This is a genomic window from Pseudomonas sp. BW16M2, from assembly GCF_014268865.1.
Classification (GTDB): domain Bacteria; phylum Pseudomonadota; class Gammaproteobacteria; order Pseudomonadales; family Pseudomonadaceae; genus Aquipseudomonas; species Aquipseudomonas peradeniyensis.
Genome location: NZ_JABWRI010000038.1, coordinates 34671 through 53050, shown reverse-complemented (window position 1 = coordinate 53050; position 18380 = coordinate 34671). Strand labels below are relative to the sequence as shown.

General features: G+C 64.6%; 13 protein-coding genes and 1 tRNA gene. 2 read left to right on the top strand and 12 right to left on the bottom strand.

The window, feature by feature from the left end:
- Nucleotides 1-250 precede the first annotated feature (250 nt).
- The 8 genes from HU735_RS24350 to HU735_RS24315 form a co-directional block, all read right to left on the bottom strand.
- A tRNA-Sec gene (locus HU735_RS24350) sits at nt 251-346 on the bottom strand.
- Nucleotides 347-352: 6 nt separating this feature from the next.
- Nucleotides 353-2275, bottom strand: a complete 1923-nt coding sequence (gene selB, locus HU735_RS24345; RefSeq protein WP_186715897.1) for a selenocysteine-specific translation elongation factor — start codon at nt 2273-2275, stop codon at nt 353-355.
- Nucleotides 2272-3699 carry an L-seryl-tRNA(Sec) selenium transferase gene (gene selA, locus HU735_RS24340; protein ID WP_186715896.1) on the bottom strand — a complete coding sequence of 476 codons (1428 nt, stop codon included), beginning with the start codon at nt 3697-3699 and terminating at the stop codon, nt 2272-2274. The genes selB and selA overlap by 4 nt, the downstream gene beginning before the upstream one ends.
- A gap of 135 nt (nt 3700-3834) precedes the next feature.
- Entirely contained in the window at nt 3835-4755 is a 921-nt protein-coding gene (gene fdhE / locus HU735_RS24335; RefSeq protein WP_186715895.1) for a formate dehydrogenase accessory protein FdhE, read from the bottom strand.
- A 4-nt stretch (nt 4756-4759) separates the two neighbouring features.
- A complete protein-coding gene (locus HU735_RS24330; RefSeq protein WP_050703565.1) occupies nt 4760-5416 on the bottom strand; it encodes a formate dehydrogenase subunit gamma in 657 nt (218 codons plus the stop codon).
- A complete protein-coding gene (fdxH, locus tag HU735_RS24325) occupies nt 5413-6363 on the bottom strand; it encodes a formate dehydrogenase subunit beta (RefSeq protein WP_186715892.1) in 951 nt (316 codons plus the stop codon). Before fdxH ends, HU735_RS24330 begins: the two co-directional genes overlap by 4 nt.
- Nucleotides 6363-9431 (bottom strand): formate dehydrogenase-N subunit alpha, encoded by a 3069-nt coding sequence (fdnG, locus tag HU735_RS24320; RefSeq protein WP_186715891.1) that lies wholly within the window; start codon nt 9429-9431, stop codon nt 6363-6365. Before fdnG ends, fdxH begins: the two co-directional genes overlap by 1 nt.
- A gap of 153 nt (nt 9432-9584) precedes the next feature.
- Nucleotides 9585-10454, bottom strand: coding sequence for a DMT family transporter (locus tag HU735_RS24315; RefSeq protein ID WP_186715883.1), 870 nt, complete (start codon nt 10452-10454; stop codon nt 9585-9587).
- A 193-nt stretch (nt 10455-10647) separates the two neighbouring features.
- On the opposite strand from HU735_RS24315, the gene HU735_RS24310 reads away from it, so the two are divergent.
- Nucleotides 10648-11145: a heme-binding protein gene (locus HU735_RS24310; RefSeq protein ID WP_186715882.1), complete on the top strand. Its 498-nt coding sequence runs from the start codon at nt 10648-10650 to the stop codon at nt 11143-11145.
- A 123-nt stretch (nt 11146-11268) separates the two neighbouring features.
- Here the strand turns inward: HU735_RS24310 and HU735_RS24305 are convergent, their stop codons facing one another.
- Both HU735_RS24305 and HU735_RS24300 read right to left on the bottom strand, forming a co-directional pair.
- Nucleotides 11269-11814 carry a single-stranded DNA-binding protein gene (locus HU735_RS24305; protein WP_028690243.1) on the bottom strand — a complete coding sequence of 182 codons (546 nt, stop codon included), beginning with the start codon at nt 11812-11814 and terminating at the stop codon, nt 11269-11271.
- A 9-nt stretch (nt 11815-11823) separates the two neighbouring features.
- The gene (locus HU735_RS24300) at nt 11824-13218 is read right to left on the bottom strand and encodes an MFS transporter (RefSeq protein ID WP_186715881.1); all 1395 of its coding nucleotides are present in this window, start codon (nt 13216-13218) and stop codon (nt 11824-11826) included.
- A gap of 129 nt (nt 13219-13347) precedes the next feature.
- Between HU735_RS24300 and uvrA the strand changes: the two genes are divergently transcribed.
- A complete protein-coding gene (uvrA, locus tag HU735_RS24295; RefSeq protein ID WP_186715880.1) occupies nt 13348-16182 on the top strand; it encodes an excinuclease ABC subunit UvrA in 2835 nt (944 codons plus the stop codon).
- 72 nt (nt 16183-16254) lie between these two features.
- On the opposite strand, the gene bfr is transcribed toward uvrA, so the two are convergent.
- Nucleotides 16255-16719, bottom strand: coding sequence for a bacterioferritin (bfr, locus tag HU735_RS24290; protein ID WP_050703558.1), 465 nt, complete (start codon nt 16717-16719; stop codon nt 16255-16257).
- A gap of 162 nt (nt 16720-16881) precedes the next feature.
- Nucleotides 16882-18321: a catalase gene (locus tag HU735_RS24285; protein ID WP_186715874.1), complete on the bottom strand. Its 1440-nt coding sequence runs from the start codon at nt 18319-18321 to the stop codon at nt 16882-16884.
- Between the last annotated feature and the right edge of the window lie 59 nt (nt 18322-18380).

The window sequence follows — 18380 nt, the reverse complement described above, 5'->3', positions numbered from 1 at the left end:
CAGCGCTTGACGGGCATCCATGCCCGTCACCTCCCTCCGCAAGAACTCCGCTCGGCCTCCTGAAGTCGCAATTGGCGTTGCCTGAACTACCGCGCACTTAGAAGCAAGATCAAGATCAAGATCAAGATCAAGATCAAGAGATACGAATAGATTCGAAGATCGACAGATATACTAAGTGCTTCAAATGGGACAAGAAAGATATCCCACTACATGCAAGTTATCGTAACCCACAAGATTTAAACGAAGAAATTGGCGGAAGGCAGCGGGAGTCGAACCTGCCCGGGAACGGCTGCCGTCCCCAACCGGGTTTGAAGCCCGGCCGCGCCACCGGGCGCGATTGCCTTCCTTGAAATCAGGGCCCGTGTTGCGACTGGGCCAGGGCGCTGTCGACGCGAATATGCCGTTGGTCACCAACCCGCCGGGTCAGGCCAACGCGGTCGAAGTACTCGAGTATCTGCACACTGCGCTTGCGACCGATGCCCAACATATCGCGAAACGCCGCAACCTGCACTATCTGCGATGCCTCGGCCTGCTGCAACAACAGCTCTGCCATGCGCCTTAGCGCCACCTCCGGGTAGAACAGGTCACGCACCACCTGGTGCAACAGGCCCAGGCGGGCGAGCTTGCGCAGCAGCAGGCGCACCTCGGCCTCCTCGCAGCGCTCCTCGGCAGCCAGCGTACGCACCCAGGGCGGATCGAACTCACCCGCCAGCAATCGCGGCAGCAAGCGCTCCCACAGCGCGGTATCGGCTTCGCTCAACTGAACCTTGTGCCCAGGCAGATGCAGCCACGGACCACTGCTGCTGATCCCCCCTTCACCCAACAACTCATCCAGCAGGCTAACAAACGCCGGACGCTCCAGCGGCATCGCGGTAAAACGGCGCAGGCGGTCGCGGTCCGGACCGAGCTGGTCGGGCTCCTGCTCGTGGAACTGCGCCAGCCTCGCCAGCACCTGCTGCTTGAGTGAATACCACTGCTGGCGTGAGAACAGCAACTGGCCCTGCCGGGTGGCGATTACCTGTACATCCTCCGGCAGCTGCCAGGTCTCGCGCAGACGGTTGAACTGACGCTCGAGCCGCTGCGGATCGAGCCCGCCCGGTGCAGTCTCGAGCAACGCCGGCAGGGCCTGCTCCAGCTCAGTGGCATCACGCAGTACCTGCAGCTGGCGCAGGCGCGCCTCGCTGCGACGCTGTCGGCTCGGCGCAAAGGGATCGAGCACGCGGCCACCGCCGAGTGTGCGCTGGGCGCGCTGGTCGCGCAGTACCAGGCGATCGCCATGCACCGCCTGCAACGGCGCGTTGAGCAGCAACTGGGCGAACATGCGCTGGCCGGCGCCGAGCCGTTCACCCTCCAACAACGCAACACGGGCCGTGACATCCTGGGTCCCCAGGTGCACATGCACCGCGCTGAAATGTTCGAACGTCCGGGTCTCGCCCGGCAGCAAGGTGAAATCGATATCGACCCGCACGCTCGGTGCATGCAGCCACTGCGGCACCAGCCAGTCGCCCCGGTGCACCTGCTCTGCCGCCAGCCGTTCAGCGCTGATGTTCAACGCGACCCGCTGCCCGGCCTCGGCCACCAGCGCCGCCTGGTTCTGCGCATGCAGGCCACGCACCCGCACCGGCTTGCCGGCCTTGCCCAGCAACAGCGTGTCGCCGGCGCTGACCTGCCCGGCCAGGGCCGTCCCGGTGACCACCACGCCCGCCCCGGACACCGCGAAGGCGCGGTCCACGGCCAGGCGGAATCCGCCCCGCACACTGCGTCGACACACCTGGGCCTCGGCGGCCAGCAACGCTTCGCGCAAAGCGTCGATCCCCTCGCCACTCAGGCTCGACACCGGGAACTGCGCTACCCCGGCATATGCCCCGGGCGCCAGCAACGCCGTGACCTGCGCCTGGACTTCGGCCAGCCGCTGCGGCTCGACCCGGTCGCACTTGCTGATGACCACCAGCGCCTGGGGAATGCCCAGCAACTCGATGATCGACAGATGCTCGCGGGTCTGTGGCATCACCCCGTCGTCGGCGGCGACCACCAGCAGCACCAGATCGATGCCATGGGCGCCGGCGAGCATGTTGTGGATAAAACGCTCATGGCCGGGCACATCGATGAAACCGGTCAGCGGAGCACCTTCGGCCAGTGCCGCATAGCGGTAGCCGAGGTCGATGGTCATGCCCCGGGCACGCTCCTCCTGGCGCGTGTCGCCGGCCTGGCCGGTCAGGGCCTGGAGCAGCGCGGTCTTGCCATGGTCGATGTGGCCGGCGGTACCGACGATCACTGCACCGGCCCCAACTGCAACGCCGGCAGTTGCGCCAGCCACTGGGCCTCGTCGTCCAGCTGGCGCAGGTCGAGCCACAGGGCATCGTCGTCGATGCGGCCCAGTACCGGCACCGGTAGGTCGCGCAGCGCCCGCTCCAGTACATGCAGGCTGCGCCCACGCAGTTTCTTCGACACCTGCGGACGCATGCACAAGGCCGCGCTGGGCAGGCGCGCCACGGGCTGGCTGCCGCTACCGATCATGCCCAGGGCCGGTTCGACGCTGACCGTCCATTGCGGACCCAGCCTTGCGGCCAGTTCAGGCGCCAGGCGCTCGGCCTGGGCGGCGATCTCGGGCTGGGGCCGGGTGAGCAGGCGCAGGCTCGGCAGGCGTTCGGCCAGACGGTCCGGATTACGGTACAGCGCCAACACGGCTTCGAGTGCCGCAAGGGTAATCTTGTCCACCCGCAGGGCACGCTTGAGCGGGTTCTTCTTGATCTTCGCGATCAGCTCCTTGCGCCCGACGATGATCCCCGCCTGCGGCCCGCCGAGCAGTTTGTCGCCACTGAAGGTGACGATGTCGGCGCCATCGGCCAGGGCCTGGCGCACGGTCGGCTCGGCCGGCAGACCCCAGCGGGTCAGGTCGAGCAGGCTGCCGCTGCCCAGGTCTTCAAGCAGCGGCAACGCATGTGCATGGGCGATGCGCGCCAGTTCCGCGGTGGGCACCTGGGTAGTGAAACCCTGGATGCTGTAGTTGCTGCAGTGCACACGCATCAGCAGGCCCGTGCGCGGGTTGATCGCGCCTTCATAGTCGCGGGCGTGGGTGCGGTTGGTGGTGCCGATCTCGTGCAGCTTCACCCCGGCGCGGGCCATGATGTCGGGGATGCGGAAGGCGCCGCCGATCTCGATCAGCTCGCCCCGGGAGATGATCCCTTCCTTGCGCGCGCCCAGGCTGTTGAGCGCCAGCAGCACGGCGGCGGCGTTGTTGTTGACCACGGTGACAGCCTCGGCGCCGGTCAGTTCGCGGATCAGGCCTTCGATCAGGTCGTCGCGGTCGCCGCGCTTGCCGGTGTCGAGGTCGAACTCCAGGTTCAGCGGGTAGCGGGCGGCGGTCTGCATGGCGTCGACCGCCTCTTCGGGAAGCAAGGCCCGGCCGAGGTTGGTGTGCAGTACCGTGCCGGTGAGGTTGAACACCCGGCGCACCTGGCTGCGCTGCTGGATGGCCAGGCGTTCGCCGGCTCGGCCCAGGAGGACTTCGGCGGTCAGTTCGGTGGCACTCAGTTGGCCGAGGCGAGCTGGCTCGCGCAGGTCGTCGAGCAACTGACGCAAAGTGGCCAACACCGCATCGCGGCCATGGCGATCGATCAGGGGCGCGCAGACCAAGTGGCGCAGCAGGGTATCGATGGAGGGCAAGCGTGGGGTGTCGTTGGCGAGGCTAGAAGACATGCGGTACTACCTATGACTGATCCGTTGTCTGGTCGGGTGCGATCGCGGGGCAAGCCCGCTCCCACGCCGATCGCATCCATTGCGTGGGAGCGGGCTTGCCCCGCGATCCGGTTCAACTCGATTGCAGTGTAGACACTACCCCGGCGCCAACAGCAGGTTCGGCGCCAGCCGATGGATACCCTCTTCATCCAGGCGCATGTCCAGCGCCAGGCTCGCCAGGTCATCGGCCAACGGCTCGGCCGCGGCGTCGTTCTCCAGGTAGCACTGCTTGAGGTAGCTCTGGCACCCCGGGCAGCACTCGGCGCGCAGCGGCGCCTTGCCCGGCGCGTGGCGGTCATCCTCGAGGTTGCTATAGCGCAGGTCCTTGCTCGACTCGCAGTACACGCACTTGACCCGCACCACATGCCATTCGCAGGCACACAGCGAGCAGGCCAGGTAGCGCAGGCCATTGTGCTTGCCACGATTGCGCACCACCCCGGCCATGGCCGGCGAGCCGCAGGCCGGGCACTGGGCCAGGCTGCCGGCGGGCTTGAGCTCAGGCGCAGGCAAGGCCAGCAGCCAGCTGGACCACGCCGCCTGCAACGCGGCGCCGATAAAGGGCACCAGCGCCGCCGGCACCGCGTCGTACTGGCCGCCGAGCAGGGCAATGCCCCAGCCTTTGCGCTGAGCCTCATCGCTACCGTGCAATGTCGCCAGCGCGTCCGCCAACGGCCCATCAGGTTCCGCCGAAAAATGATCGAGCAACGCCTGCAGCCAGACCAGCCATGGCCCTTCCCGCACCAGGCTGTCGGCCGCCAGCGGCGGCAGGCCATGACTTATACACAGGCGCTGTCGCTCTTCGGCGACTGGCAGGCCGGCCGGTGGGTTATCCACAAGCTGCTGCTGAATCCGGCACAGCCGGGCCATCAACCGCAGGTAATCACCCAGGGCATTGCCCTCGGCCAACTGCTCAAGCCGAGCGGCGCGCACCTCGAAGAGGTGGGCGGCGGGCAGGTGCAGAAACGGCGGCATCACTGCCGACGCTTCGATCTGCCCAGGTTCGAGAATCGTGCTCAAACGGTCATCCTTCTTTTCCACCGTGGTTGTTCGGCGTCTTGTCGCCGGTCACTTCCCGGTACCACAGTTCATGGTGCTTGCGCGCCCAGGCGCGGCTGACCCAGCCATGCAGCATGGCGCCGATCGAGCCCTTGATCCAGATCCCGGCATAGATGTGCACGATGATGCTGAGGATCAGCACGAACGCCGCCAGGGCATGCAGCAGCGCGGACAGGCGAATGACGTCGATGCCGAACCAATGGCTGAAGTACGCGCGCCAGATCACCACGCCGCTGACCAGCAGCACCAGCATGCAGGCCAGCAAGGTCCAGAACAGCAGCTTCTGCCCGGCGTTGTACTTGCCGATCGGCGGCACGCCCTCTTCCTTGTTGAGCATCACCCGGTCGATGCGGCGCAGCCACAGGCGATCGTTGGCGGTGATGAAGTTGGCGCGCCAGAAGCGCAGCACCAGCCCGAGGAAGAATACGAACATGCCCACGCCGATGAACGGGTGGAGGATCCGCGTCCACGGCCCGCCGCCGAACAGGTGGCTGAGCCAGAACAGCGCCGGGTGGAACAGCGCCAGCCCCGAGAGACCGGCGAGCACGAACAGGATCGCCACGACCCAGTGGTTGCTCCGCTCGTTGGCGTTGTAGCGCAGGATAGGCTTGTTGTCGTTCATGGCCGCTGCTCCCCCTGCCCGCCCGGGCGGTTCGGATCATAGACATGCACCGCCGGGTCCACCGGGTGGACCGTGTTATCCGCAGGCGCCGGGTGTTCGTCCTCCTCGACCCGCTGCGGGCCCACGCGCACATAGTGGAAGAACCCGGCCAGCACCGCCGCACCCATGGCCAGCAGCGCCAGCGGCTTGCTGAAGCCCTTCCACAGCCCCACCAGCGGGCTGATCACCGGTTGGTCCGGCAGGCCGGCGTAGATCCGAGGCGTGTCGGCGTGGTGCAGCACGTACATCACGTGGGTGCCGCCGACGCCATCCGGATCGTACAGCCCGGCGTTCTCGTATCCCCGCGACTTCAGGTCGACGATGCGCTCGTCGGCATGCACCTTCATCTCCTCCTTGCTGCCGAAGACGATCGCCCCGGTCGGGCAGGTCTTCACGCAGGCCGGCTCCAGGCCCACGGTCACGCGGTCGGAACACAGGGTGCACTTGTACGCCTTGTGGTCCTTCTGCGAGATACGCGGGATGTTGAACGGGCAGCCGGTGATGCAGTAGCCGCAACCGATGCAGTGGTCCTGGTTGAAGTCGACGATACCGTTGGCGTGCTTGATGATCGCCCCCGGGCTCGGGCAAGCCTTCAGGCAACCTGGCTCGGCACAGTGCATGCAGCCGTCCTTGCGGATCAGCCACTCCAGGTTGCCGTCGTCGCGCTCGTGCTCGGTGAAGCGCATCAGGGTCCAGGTCTCGGCGCTGAGGTCCTGGGGGTTGTCGTAGGTGCCGTGGTTGTGGCCGACCTCGTCACGCAGTTCGTTCCACTCCGAGCACGCCACCTGGCAGGCCTTGCAGCCGATGCACTTGGTGGTGTCGATCAGCTTGGCGACTTCCTGCTGCTGGCGTACCGAGGGCGGTACGGTGGTGGTGGCCGAGCGGGCGATGATGTCTTGGCTGGCCATCAGAGTTTCTCCACTTTGACGAGGAACGACTTGGACTCCGGCGTCTGCGTGTTGCCATCACCGAGGAACGGCACCAGGGTGTTGGTCAGGAAGCCGTGCCGCGTGCTGCCAGTGAAGCCCCAGTGCAACGGGATGCCGATCTGGTGCACGGTCTGGTTGTTGACCTGCAGCGGACGGATCCGCTTGGTCACCACCGCCACCGCGTCGATATAGCCGCGCTTGCTCGACACCCGCACCCGGTCGCCGGCCTTGATGCCCTTCTCGTTCGCCAGCACCTCGCCGATCTCGACGAACTGCTCGGGCTGGGCAATGGCGTTGAGCCGGCAATGCTTGCTCCAGAAGTGGAAGTGCTCGGTCAGCCGGTAGGTGGTCGCCGCATGGGGGAACTCGTCATGCGTGCCGAGGGTGTCCCACACCGAATCGAAGATCCGCCCGGCCGGGTTGCTGGTGGCCTTCTTGTTCTGCGGATGCAGCGGGTTGATACCGATCGGCGTCTCGAACGGCTCGTAGTGCTCGGGGAACGGCCCCTCGGCCATCTTGTCGATGGCGAAGAACCGCGCCACACCCTCGGGGTTCATGATGAACGGGTTCATCCCCGCTTCCGGTGGCGAATCGACCTTGAAGTCCGGCACATCGGTGCCGGCCCAGGCCTTGCCGTTCCACCACACCAGGCGTTTCTTCTCCGGGTCCCACGGCTTGCCTTGCGGGTCACTGGAGGCACGGTTGTAGAGGATCCGCCGGTTGGCCGGCCAGGCCCAGGCCCAGTTCTGCACCTGGTGCATGCCGTACGGGTCGCTGTTGTCGCGCCGGGCCATCTGGTTGCCCTGCTCGGTCCAGCAGCCGGCGAAGATCCAGCAGCCCGACGCGGTGCTGCCGTCGTCCTTCATCTGGGCGAAGCCGGCCAGTTGCTGACCGGCCTTGAGCGTGGCGCCGGTGGCGTCGGTGAGGTCGCTGACCGCCCAGCCGTTCATCTCCTTGGCCAGCTCTTCGGGCGAAGGCTCTTCCGGGACCTTGTACGGCCAGCTGAGGTTGAGCAGCGGGTCGGGGTAGGCGCCGCCTTCGGCCTGATAACGCTTGCGCAGGCGCAGGAACAGCTCACTCATGATGTGCACGTCGGTACGGGTCTCGCCCGGACCGTCGGCTCCCTTCCAGTGCCACTGCAGCCAGCGGCTGCTGTTGACCAGCGAGCCGTCTTCCTCGGCGAAGCAAGTGGTGGGCAGGCGGATCACCTCGGTCTGGATGTTGGCGGTGTCGACGTCGTTGAACGCGCCGGCGTTGCGCCAGAACTCGGAAGTCTCGGTGGCCAGCGGGTCCATGATCACCAGCCATTTGAGCTTGGCCAGGGCCGCGGTGACGCGGTTCTTGTCCGGCAGCGCGGCGATCGGGTTGAAGCCCTGGCACATGTAGCCGTTGACCTTGCCCTGGCCCATCATCTCGAACATGCGCAGCACGTCGTAGGCCGGCACGTCGAGCTTGGGCAGCCAGTCGTAGCCCCAGTTGTTGGCGGCGGTGGCGTTGGCGCCGTACCAGGCCTTCATCAGGCTGACGTGGAACTTGCCGTAGTTCTGCCAGTACGACAGCTGCCCCGGTCGCAGCGGCTTGGAGGCGCGCTTGTCGATGTAGGCGGCGTAGTCCTGCTCGGCATCACCGGCCAGGGTCAGGTAACCCGGCAGCGAGTTCGACAGCAGCCCCAGGTCGGTCAGGCCCTGGATGTTGGAGTGACCGCGCAGGGCGTTGACCCCGCCGCCCGGCATGCCGACGTTGCCCAGCAGCAGCTGCACCATGGCCGCGCTGCGGATGATCTGCGCACCGATGGAGTGCTGGGTCCAGCCCAAGGCATAGAGGATCGTCATGGTCTTGCCCGGTACCGAGCAGGTGGCGATCTCTTCCCAGATCTTCATCATCTGGTCCTGGGGCATGCCGCAGGTCATGCTCGCCAGTTCCGGCGTGTAGCGGCTGTAGTGCTGCTTCATCAGCTGGTAGACGCAACGCGGGTGCTGCAGGGTCGGATCGACCTTGGCGAAACCGTCCTCGCCCAGTTCGTAGCCCCAGCCGGACTTGTCGGCGTACACGCGCTTGGCCGCGTCATAGCCGCTGAACAGTCCGTCCTCGAAGCCATAGTTCTCTTTGACGATGAACGACACGTCGGTGTAATTGCGCACGTACTCGTGCTGGATCTTGTCGTTGCTCAGCAGGTAGTTGATCAGCCCGCCCATGAAGGCGATGTCGCTGCCGGTGCGGATTGGCGCGTAGTAATCGGCCACCGAGGCGGTACGGGTAAACCGCGGGTCGACCACGATCAGCCGCGCCTTGTTGTGCGCCTTGGCTTCGGTCACCCACTTGAAGCCGCACGGGTGCGCTTCAGCGGCGTTGCCGCCCATCACCAGGACCAGGTTTGCGTTGGCGATGTCAGACCAGTGATTGGTCATCGCGCCACGGCCATACGTCGGGGCAAGACTTGCCACCGTCGGGCCGTGTCAGACACGCGCCTGGTTATCGAACCCCAGCATGCCCAGCGAACGGATCACCTTGTGCGTCATGTAGCCCGCTTCGCTGGAAGCGGCGGACGCGGCGAGAAAGCCCGTGGTGAGCCAGCGGTTGACCGTCTGGCCCTGGGCGTTCTTCTCGATGAAATTGGCGTCGCGGTCCTGTTTCATCAGGTCGGCGACGCGGTCGAGGGCCTCGTCCCATTCGATGCGGGTCCACTCGCTGCTGCCCGGCTTGCGCACCTCGGGGTACTTGAGGCGGCTGGGGCTGTGGATAAAGTCCAGCAGGCCGGCGCCTTTCGGGCACAGGGTGCCGCGGTTGACCGGATGGTCCGCGTCGCCCTCGATGTGGATGATATTCTGTTTGACGTTCTTGCCCGCGTCACCCTGGCTGTACATGATCAGGCCGCAACCGACCGAGCAATAAGGGCAGGTGTTACGGGTTTCTTTGGTATGCGCCAGCTTGAAGTGGCGCACCTGCTCGGCGAACGCGGGTGTCGGGGCCATGCCCAACGCCGCAAGGCTCGAGCCTCCAAGGCCGACGGCGGCGACCTTGAAGAATTGCCGACGGTTGAGATCCATCGTGCACTCCTGATCAGATTCTTGGGCGCGCGGGACTTGGCCGGCGCCTCAGGGACTTCACGGTAGCGGTGGACAGACACCGCCAACTGTTAAGCCTAGTCAAGAATCCGCAAAGCGCGATGATCTGGATCAGGCGCAAGGCAAATCGCCGCCTTATCCATACAGATGCAACAGGACCGCGCCCGCCAGCACCAGGATCACCCCGACGACCTGCAGCAGGGACAGGCGCTCACGGTAGAACAGGAAGCCGAGAATGGCGGCAATGCCTCCGGACAAGGTGCTGATCACCGTGACGACCGCGATCGAGCCATGCAACGCGCCCCAGGAAAACGCCGAGAAACCTCCCAGGTTGAAAAGGCTGGCACCACACAAGGTGCCCCAGGTCTTGAGCCTGACCGTAACCTGGTCTCGAAGCATTCGCAGCGCTTCAGGCAGCAGGAACAGACCCCCTACTCCGTAGCCCAGCGCCAGCATGTTCACCGGCCCCAGCACTGGCAGTGCGTACTTGCCCTGGACCCAGAAGCTGACGCCATACAGCAACGCCGCCAGCAGGGCGAAGCCGACCGACAGACGACCGCCCGCACGCGCTTGTCCACTGCCGCCCTTTGCCTCACGGCTGGCCAGGACCACACCCAGGAAGCAGGTCAGCAACCCGAAGATCTGCCAGGTGCCCAGCGTCTCGCCACCCAGCCAGGCCAGCAGCGTGGTGAACACGCCATAGGAAGTCACCAGCGGCGCCACCACCGAGGTCTTGCCGATCGCGAATGCCTTCGACAGTGCCAATGCGCCGCTCAGGGTGCACAGCGCCGCCAGGCAGGCGAGCAGCAGCACGCTCGCCGGGGCCGCGACCATCTTGATGAGTTGCTGGGAAGATACGGCAATGATGAGCCCCATCAACAACAGGCCCAACAACTGTCCGAAGAATACCGCCCGCCTTACGCCGACCGCCCGGGCATTCATGCCGACCAGAAAGTCGGTGGCTCCCCAGAGTACAGCCGCCAGCAGTCCCATGAGCACATCCATGTCTCGGTTCCTGAATGGGAGGAGCGTGACGATAGCCATCGTCACCTCCAAAGTTCAAGCCAGATGACGGCATTCAAGAACAGCACTACGTCGGCAATTGCGCGCTCCTACGTCGCTATCGGAAACGTACTACGTCCCGAAATATCCTGTGCCTGTTAGGTTAACGGGCCACACATGGACGAGGCTCACGGGCATGAACATCAAGTACCTTTTGACCACCCTCTTGATTGGCACTTCGGTGTTCCTTCAACCCACCGTAGCGGCGACGGCAGACAATGTTCACACGCCTCCCACCACCCAGCAGATCACAACCGAGCGCGCGCGGAGCATGGCCGATGCCGCAGAACGTGCCGCCCGTGCCCAAGGCTTTGCCATCGTCATCAGCATCGTCGACAACCACGGCAACCTGAAGTACTTCCAGCGCATGGATGGCACCAGCAGCGGCAGCATCCAGGTCGCGCAGCTCAAGGCCGAGACATCCGCCCGTTTCCCTCTGTCGTCCCGCTCGCTCGGTGAGCGCAGCGCCGCGTTACCCGCCAATCCCTATGCCTCGCTGCCCGGCTTCACCTTGCTGGAGGGCGGCTTGCCGATCATGGATGTGAACGGCAAACACATCGGCGGCATCGGCATCAGCGGAGCGACACCGGAACTGGACGCCCAGTTTGCCAGGGCGGCACTCGAAGCAGGCTGATCCTGGCTGGCACCTTATCGACATGCCGGTTGTCCAGACAAAAAGAAACCCGCTTCATGCATGAAGCGGGTTTCTTGTTTCAGCTCTGTTTCGCTGGGGCACCGTTGGCGCCCCCAGGAAGTATCAGAACGGAATATCGTCGTCGAAGCTGTCGAAGTCAGCGGCTGGCTGCGGAGCCGGCTGTTGCGGCGCTGGGCGCTGTGGCGCCTGCTGCGGACGCGGAGCCTGCTGGCGCGGAGCCTGGTTGTACTGCTGCTGGCCACCCTGGTTGTAGTTGTTACCACCACCCTGGTTGTATTGGTCGCCACCACCCTGCTGACCCTGCGGACGACCACCGAGCAACTGCATGGTGCCGTTGATGTCGACGATGATCTCGGTGGTGTAGCGCTTGATACCGTCCTTTTCCCACTCGCGGGTCTGCAGCTTGCCTTCGATGTAGCACTGCGAACCCTTGCGCAGGTACTCGCCGGCAATCTCGGCGACCTTGCCGAACAGCGACACACGGTGCCACTCGGTACGCTCGACCTTCTGGCCCGACTGCTTGTCGGTCCACTGCTCGCTGGTGGCCAGGCTCAGGTTGGTCACGGCGTTACCGTTGGGCAGGTAGCGGACTTCGGGATCCTGACCGCAGGTACCGACCAGAATGACTTTGTTAACCCCACGGGCCATAACGTTCTCCTAGGCTTCGCACGCCGCAGAGGCTGGGTTCACCAGACGCTCGAGGGTCGCACGGTCCAAAATTTTCGTATCCAGTTTGATATAGATGGCGGCTTCTTCTGCCACCACCACGGCGTCGGTCACACCCGGCACGGCCAGCAGGCGCTCGGTCAGCCCGGCTTCCCGGACCGCTTCCGGCGTCAGCGGCATGCGCAGGCTGGTCACGTACGGCGGCTCGTTCATGCGCAACGCAGTGAGCAACCACAGGACGCACAACACGGCACATCCGAGGAACACCATGCTCAAGCCACCGTGCTGGAACAACCAGCCACCGAGGATGCCTCCCAGTGCGGCGCCGAGGAACTGGCTGGTGGAGTACACCCCCATCGCCGTCCCTTTGCCACCGGCAGGCGACACCTTGCTGACCAGCGAAGGCAAGGATGCCTCCAGCAGGTTGAATGCAGTAAAGAATACCACGGTGCCGATCACCAGTCCGCGCAAGTTGTCAGCCCACTGCCAGAAGAACACCTCCACCAGCAGCAGGACACTGACCGCGCCGAGCAACACGCGTTTCATCTTGCGCTTCTTTTCCCCGTAGATGATGAAGGGGATCATTGCAAAAAATGAAACCAGCAACGCGGTCAGGTACACCCACCAGTGCTGTTCCTTGGGCAGCCCGCCGCGCTCGACGAAGGCCAGGGGCAGCGCCACGAAGCTGGCCATCAGGATCGCGTGCAGCACGAAGATGCTGATATCCAGGCGCAGAAGGTCCGGATTGCGCAGGGTCGGACCGAGGGCCTGACGGGCGACACCGGATTCGCGATGGGTCAACACGTTGTGCGAGCTGGGCACCACGAAGGCGATCAGGCCGATGCCGACCAGGGCAAGTCCTGCGGTGGCGAGGAACAATCCTGACAAGCCAAAGGCGCGGGTCAACAGTGGGCCGACCACCATCGCCACGGCGAACGACAGGCCGATGCTCATGCCGATCATGGCCATGGCCTTGGTCCGGTGCTGCTCACGGGTCAGGTCGGACAACAACGCCATCACCGCCGCGGAAATCGCCCCCGCGCCCTGCAGGATGCGCCCGGCGATCACGCCCCAGATAGAGTCGGCCTGGGCCGCCAGCACGCTGCCCAGGGCGAAGATGATCAACCCCACGTAGATCACCGGACGGCGGCCGATGCGGTCGGAAATCACCCCGAACGGAATCTGCAGCACGGCCTGGGTCAGGCCGTAGGCACCGATGGCCAGGCCAATCAGTGCAGGCGTGGCACCGGCCAGGTCCATGCCGTAGGTGGCCAGCACCGGCAGTACCATGAACATGCCCAGCATACGAAAGGCGAAGACCAGGGCCAGGCCGCTGGCGGCGCGGGTTTCGCTGCCACTCATGCGCTCGTTGTGGGTGTCGTGCATGGATTAACCTCGTGTGAACCGGCGGCGATTCTATCAGTCCGACGCCTTGGCGGCATATACGCGACGCTTTGCCGCGTCATGGCAGCGCGCCGTATACTCCTTTGTTTATGCCCGCCGAGCGAGGCCGTAGTGGACAAGATCCTGATCCGTGGGGCGCGTACCCACAACCTGAAGAACATCGACCTGACCCTGCCCCGGGACAAACTGATCGTGATCACCGGCCTGTCCGGATCCGGCAAGTCTTCGCTGGCGTTCGACACGCTGTACGCTGAAGGCCAGCGCCGCTACGTCGAATCGCTGTCGGCCTATGCCCGGCAGTTCCTGTCGATGATGGAAAAGCCCGACGTCGACACCATCGAAGGCCTGTCACCGGCGATCTCCATCGAGCAGAAGTCGACCTCGCACAACCCGCGCTCGACCGTCGGCACCATCACTGAAATCTACGACTACCTGCGCCTGCTCTATGCCCGCGTCGGTACTCCACGCTGCCCGGACCATGACATCCCGCTGGAAGCGCAAACGATCAGCCAGATGGTCGACCTGGTGCTGGAAAAGCCCGAAGGCAGCAAGCTGATGCTGCTGGCCCCGGTGATCCGCGAGCGCAAGGGCGAGCACCTGGCGGTGTTCGACGAACTGCGTGCCCAGGGCTTCGTCCGCGCGCGGGTCAACGGCAAGCTCTACGAGCTCGACGAACTGCCCAAGCTGGATAAACAGAAGAAGCACAGCATCGATGTCGTGGTCGACCGCTTCAAGGTCCGCGCCGACCTGCAGCAGCGCCTGGCCGAGTCGTTCGAGACCGCGCTCAAGCTGGCCGACGGCATTGCCCTGGTTGCGCCGATGGACGGCGAGGACGGCGAGGAAGTGATCTTCTCGGCGCGCTTTGCCTGCCCGGTGTGCGGCCATGCGATCAGCGAGCTGGAGCCCAAGCTGTTCTCCTTCAACAACCCGGCCGGTGCCTGCCCGACCTGCGACGGCCTGGGGGTGAAGCAGTTCTTCGACACCAAGCGCCTGGTCAACGCCGAGCTGACCCTGGCCGAAGGCGCGATACGTGGCTGGGACCGGCGCAACGTCTATTACTTCCAGATGCTTGGCTCACTCGCCGCGCACTACGGTTTCAGCCTCGAGGAACCGTTCGGCGAGCTGTCGGCCGAACACCAGAAGGTCATCCTGCAGGGCAGCGGCAAGCAGAGCGTCGATTTCAAGTACCTCAACGACCGTGGCGACATCGTCAAGCGCTCGCACCCCTTCGAGGGCATCGTGCCCAACCTCGAGCGCCGCTACCGCGAGACCGAGTCGGCCACCGTGCGTGAAGAGCTGGCCAAGTTCCTCGGCACCCAGCCCTGCCCCGACTGCCGCGGTACCCGCCTGCGTCGCGAAGCGCGCCATGTGTGGGTCGGCGAGAAGACCTTGCCGGCGGTGACCAACCTGCCGATCGGCGAAGCCAGCAACTACTTCGGCGAGCTGACCCTCACCGGACGTCGTGGCGAGATCGCGGCGAAGATCCTCAAGGAGATCTGCGAGCGCCTGCAGTTCCTGGTCAACGTCGGTCTCGACTACCTGACGCTGGACCGCAGCGCCGATACCCTGTCCGGCGGCGAGGCCCAGCGGATCCGCCTGGCCAGCCAGATCGGCGCCGGCCTGGTCGGGGTGATGTACATCCTCGATGAACCGTCCATCGGCCTTCATCAACGGGACAACGACCGCCTGCTGGCCACCCTCAACCACCTGCGCGACCTGGGCAACACCGTGATCGTGGTCGAGCACGACGAGGACGCCATCCGCCTGGCCGACTACGTGGTGGATATCGGCCCGGGCGCCGGCGTGCATGGCGGCCAGATCGTCGCCGAGGGCTCGCCCGAAGAGGTCATGGCGCACCCCGACTCGCTGACCGGCAAGTACCTGTCCGGGCGCAAGAAGATCGTCGTCCCGGCCAAGCGCACACCCCGCAACAAGAAGCTGTCGCTCAAGCTCAAGGGCGCGCGCGGCAACAACCTGCAGAACGTCGACCTGGAAGTGCCGATCGGCCTGCTGACCTGCGTGACCGGCGTGTCCGGCTCGGGCAAGTCGACGCTGATCAACAACACCCTGTTCCCCCTCGCCGCCACCGCGCTCAACGGCGCGAGCAGCCTGGAGGCCGCGCCGCACGCCAGCGTCGATGGCCTGCAGCACCTGGACAAGGTGGTGGATATCGACCAGAGCCCGATCGGCCGCACGCCTCGGTCCAACCCGGCGACCTACACCGGCATCTTCACGCCGATCCGCGAGCTGTTCGCCGGCGTGCCGGAGTCGCGCTCCCGCGGCTACGGCCCCGGGCGCTTCTCGTTCAACGTCAAGGGCGGGCGCTGCGAAGCCTGCCAGGGCGATGGCCTGATCAAGGTGGAAATGCACTTCCTGCCGGACATCTACGTGCCCTGCGATGTGTGCAAGAGCAAGCGCTACAACCGCGAAACCCTGGAGATCAAGTACAAGGGCAAGAACATCCACGAGGTGCTGGAAATGACCATCGAGGATGCCCGCGAGTTTTTCGACGCGGTCCCGGCCCTGGCGCGCAAGCTGCAGACGCTGATGGATGTCGGCCTGTCGTACATCAAGCTGGGGCAATCGGCGACCACCCTGTCGGGCGGTGAGGCGCAACGGGTCAAGCTATCGCGCGAGCTGTCCAAGCGCGACACCGGCAAGACCCTGTACATCCTCGACGAACCGACCACCGGCCTGCATTTCGCCGATATCCAGCAGCTGCTGGACGTGTTGCACCGCCTGCGTGACCACGGCAATACCGTGGTGGTGATCGAGCACAACCTGGATGTGATCAAGACTGCCGACTGGCTGGTGGACCTGGGGCCGGAGGGCGGCTCCAAGGGTGGGCAGATCATTGCTTGTGGTACGCCGGAAGAGCTGGCCGAGAAGAAGCAATCGTATACCGGCCACTACCTCAAGCCGCTGCTGGAGCGTGACCGGGCCTGAGTGCCGTCGGCAACATGAAGAAGCCCCTGGTACTGTGAGTGCCAGGGGCTTTTTCGTAGAGCTGTGGATAACTTACATCTGCGACTGCAGGTAATTCTCCAGGCCAATGGCCTTGATCAGCCCCTGCTGCTTCTCCAGCCAGTAGGTGTGATCTTCTTCGGTATCGGCCAACTGCGCGCGCAGGATGTCGCGGCTGATGTAGTCCTTGTGCAGCTCGCACAGCTCGATGCCCTTGCACAGCGCGGCACGGACCTTGTACTCGAGCTTCAGATCGGCCTCGATCATCTCCGGCACGGTGCTGCCCACGTGCAGGTCATCGGCGCGCATGTCCGGGGTGCCTTCGAGCATGAGGATACGGCGCATCAGGGCGTCGGCGTGCTGCGTCTCTTCTTCCATCTCGTGGTTGATACGCTCGTAGAGCTTGCCCAAGCCCCAGTCTTCGTACATCCGCGAGTGAATGAAGTACTGATCGCGTGCTGCCAGTTCGCCCTTCAGCAACGTGACGAGGTAGTTGATTACGTCCGGGTGACCTTGCATCGCCCTGCTTCTCCCTGTGAATACGTCTATGGGACATAGTGTGAACCAGGTTTTGCTCGCGGTCACTGAAAAACGCGCAATTAGAAGCAAATAATCGGCTAAACAGTAGTGATATTCATTGAAAAACCGCCCAAACGAGGGCGGTTCTTGTTATCACTTCGATTAGGCCAGATTGATGCCCAAGGCCTTGGCGATCCCTTCTCCGTAGGCTGGATCAGCCTTGAAGAAGTACTGCAGTTGACGCTGGACGACATCCTCGCTGACGCCCGCCATGGTGCCGGCGATGTTGCCGATCAACAGCGCTTTCTGCTCATCGCTCATCAGGCGGAACAGCGCGCCGGCGTGGCTGTAGTAGTCGTTGTCTTCGCGGTGGTCGTAGCGGTCCGCCGAACCGTTCAGGGCCAATGCCGGCTCTGCATGGCGCGGCGACTGCTTCGGTACGTCCGCGTAGCTGTTTGGCTCGTAGTTAGGAGCACTGCCGTAGGCGCCGGTGGCCATGGAACCATCGCGCTGGTAGCTGTGCACCGGGCAGCGTGGCGCATTGACCGGCAAGTGCTGGTGGTTGGTGCCTACGCGGTAGCGGTGCGCATCGGCATAGGCGAACACGCGACCCTGCAGCATGCGGTCCGGCGACAGGCCGACCCCGGGCACCATGTTGCTGGGACCGAACGCCGCCTGCTCGACTTCGGCGAAGTAGTTGAGCGGGTTGCGGTTGAGTTCCAGCACGCCGACCTCGATCAACGGGTAGTCCTTCTGCGACCAGGTCTTGGTCACGTCGAAGGGGTTCTCGTCGCGGCTGGCGGCCTCGGCTTCGCTCATCACCTGGATACACACGCTCCAACGCGGGAAGTCACCGCGCTCGATGGCCTGGAACAGGTCGCGCTGGGCGTAGTCCGGGTCGCTGCCCGCCAGACGGGCGGCCTCGGCCGGCGCCAGGTTCTTGATGCCCTGCTGGGTCTTGAAGTGCCACTTGACCCAGGTGCGCTCACCCTTGGCGTTGACCAGGCTGTAGGTGTGGCTGCCGAAACCGTGCATGTGGCGGTAGCCGTCCGGGATGCCGCGGTCGGAGAACAGGATGGTGACCTGGTGCAGCGCCTCGGGCGAGTGCGACCAGAAGTCCCACATCATCTGCGCGTTCTTCAGGTTGGTCTGCGGGTGGCGCTTCTGGGTGTGGATGAAGTCGGGAAACTTCAGCGGATCACGAATGAAGAACACCGGCGTGTTGTTGCCGACGATGTCCCAGTTGCCTTCCTCGGTGTAAAACTTCACCGCGAAACCACGCGGGTCGCGCTCGGTGTCCGCCGAGCCGCGTTCGCCACCCACGGTGGAGAAGCGCAGGAACGTCTCGGTCTGCTTGCCGATGCTGTCGAACAATTTGGCACTGGTAAGTTCGGTGATATCGCGGGTGACTGTGAAGGTGCCATAGGCGCCGGAGCCCTTGGCGTGCACGCGACGCTCAGGGATGTTCTCGCGGTTGAAGTGGGCGAGTTTCTCGACCAGGTGGAAATCGTCGAGCAGCAGCGGGCCGCGAGGGCCTGCGGAACGGGAGTTCTGGTTGTCGGCTACGGGCGCGCCGCTTGCGGTGGTGAGAATCTTGCTCATGGGCTCTCCTGATCGGTCTTGAACGGCCGGCTAATCGGCTTGGAGAGAGTATTGTCGAC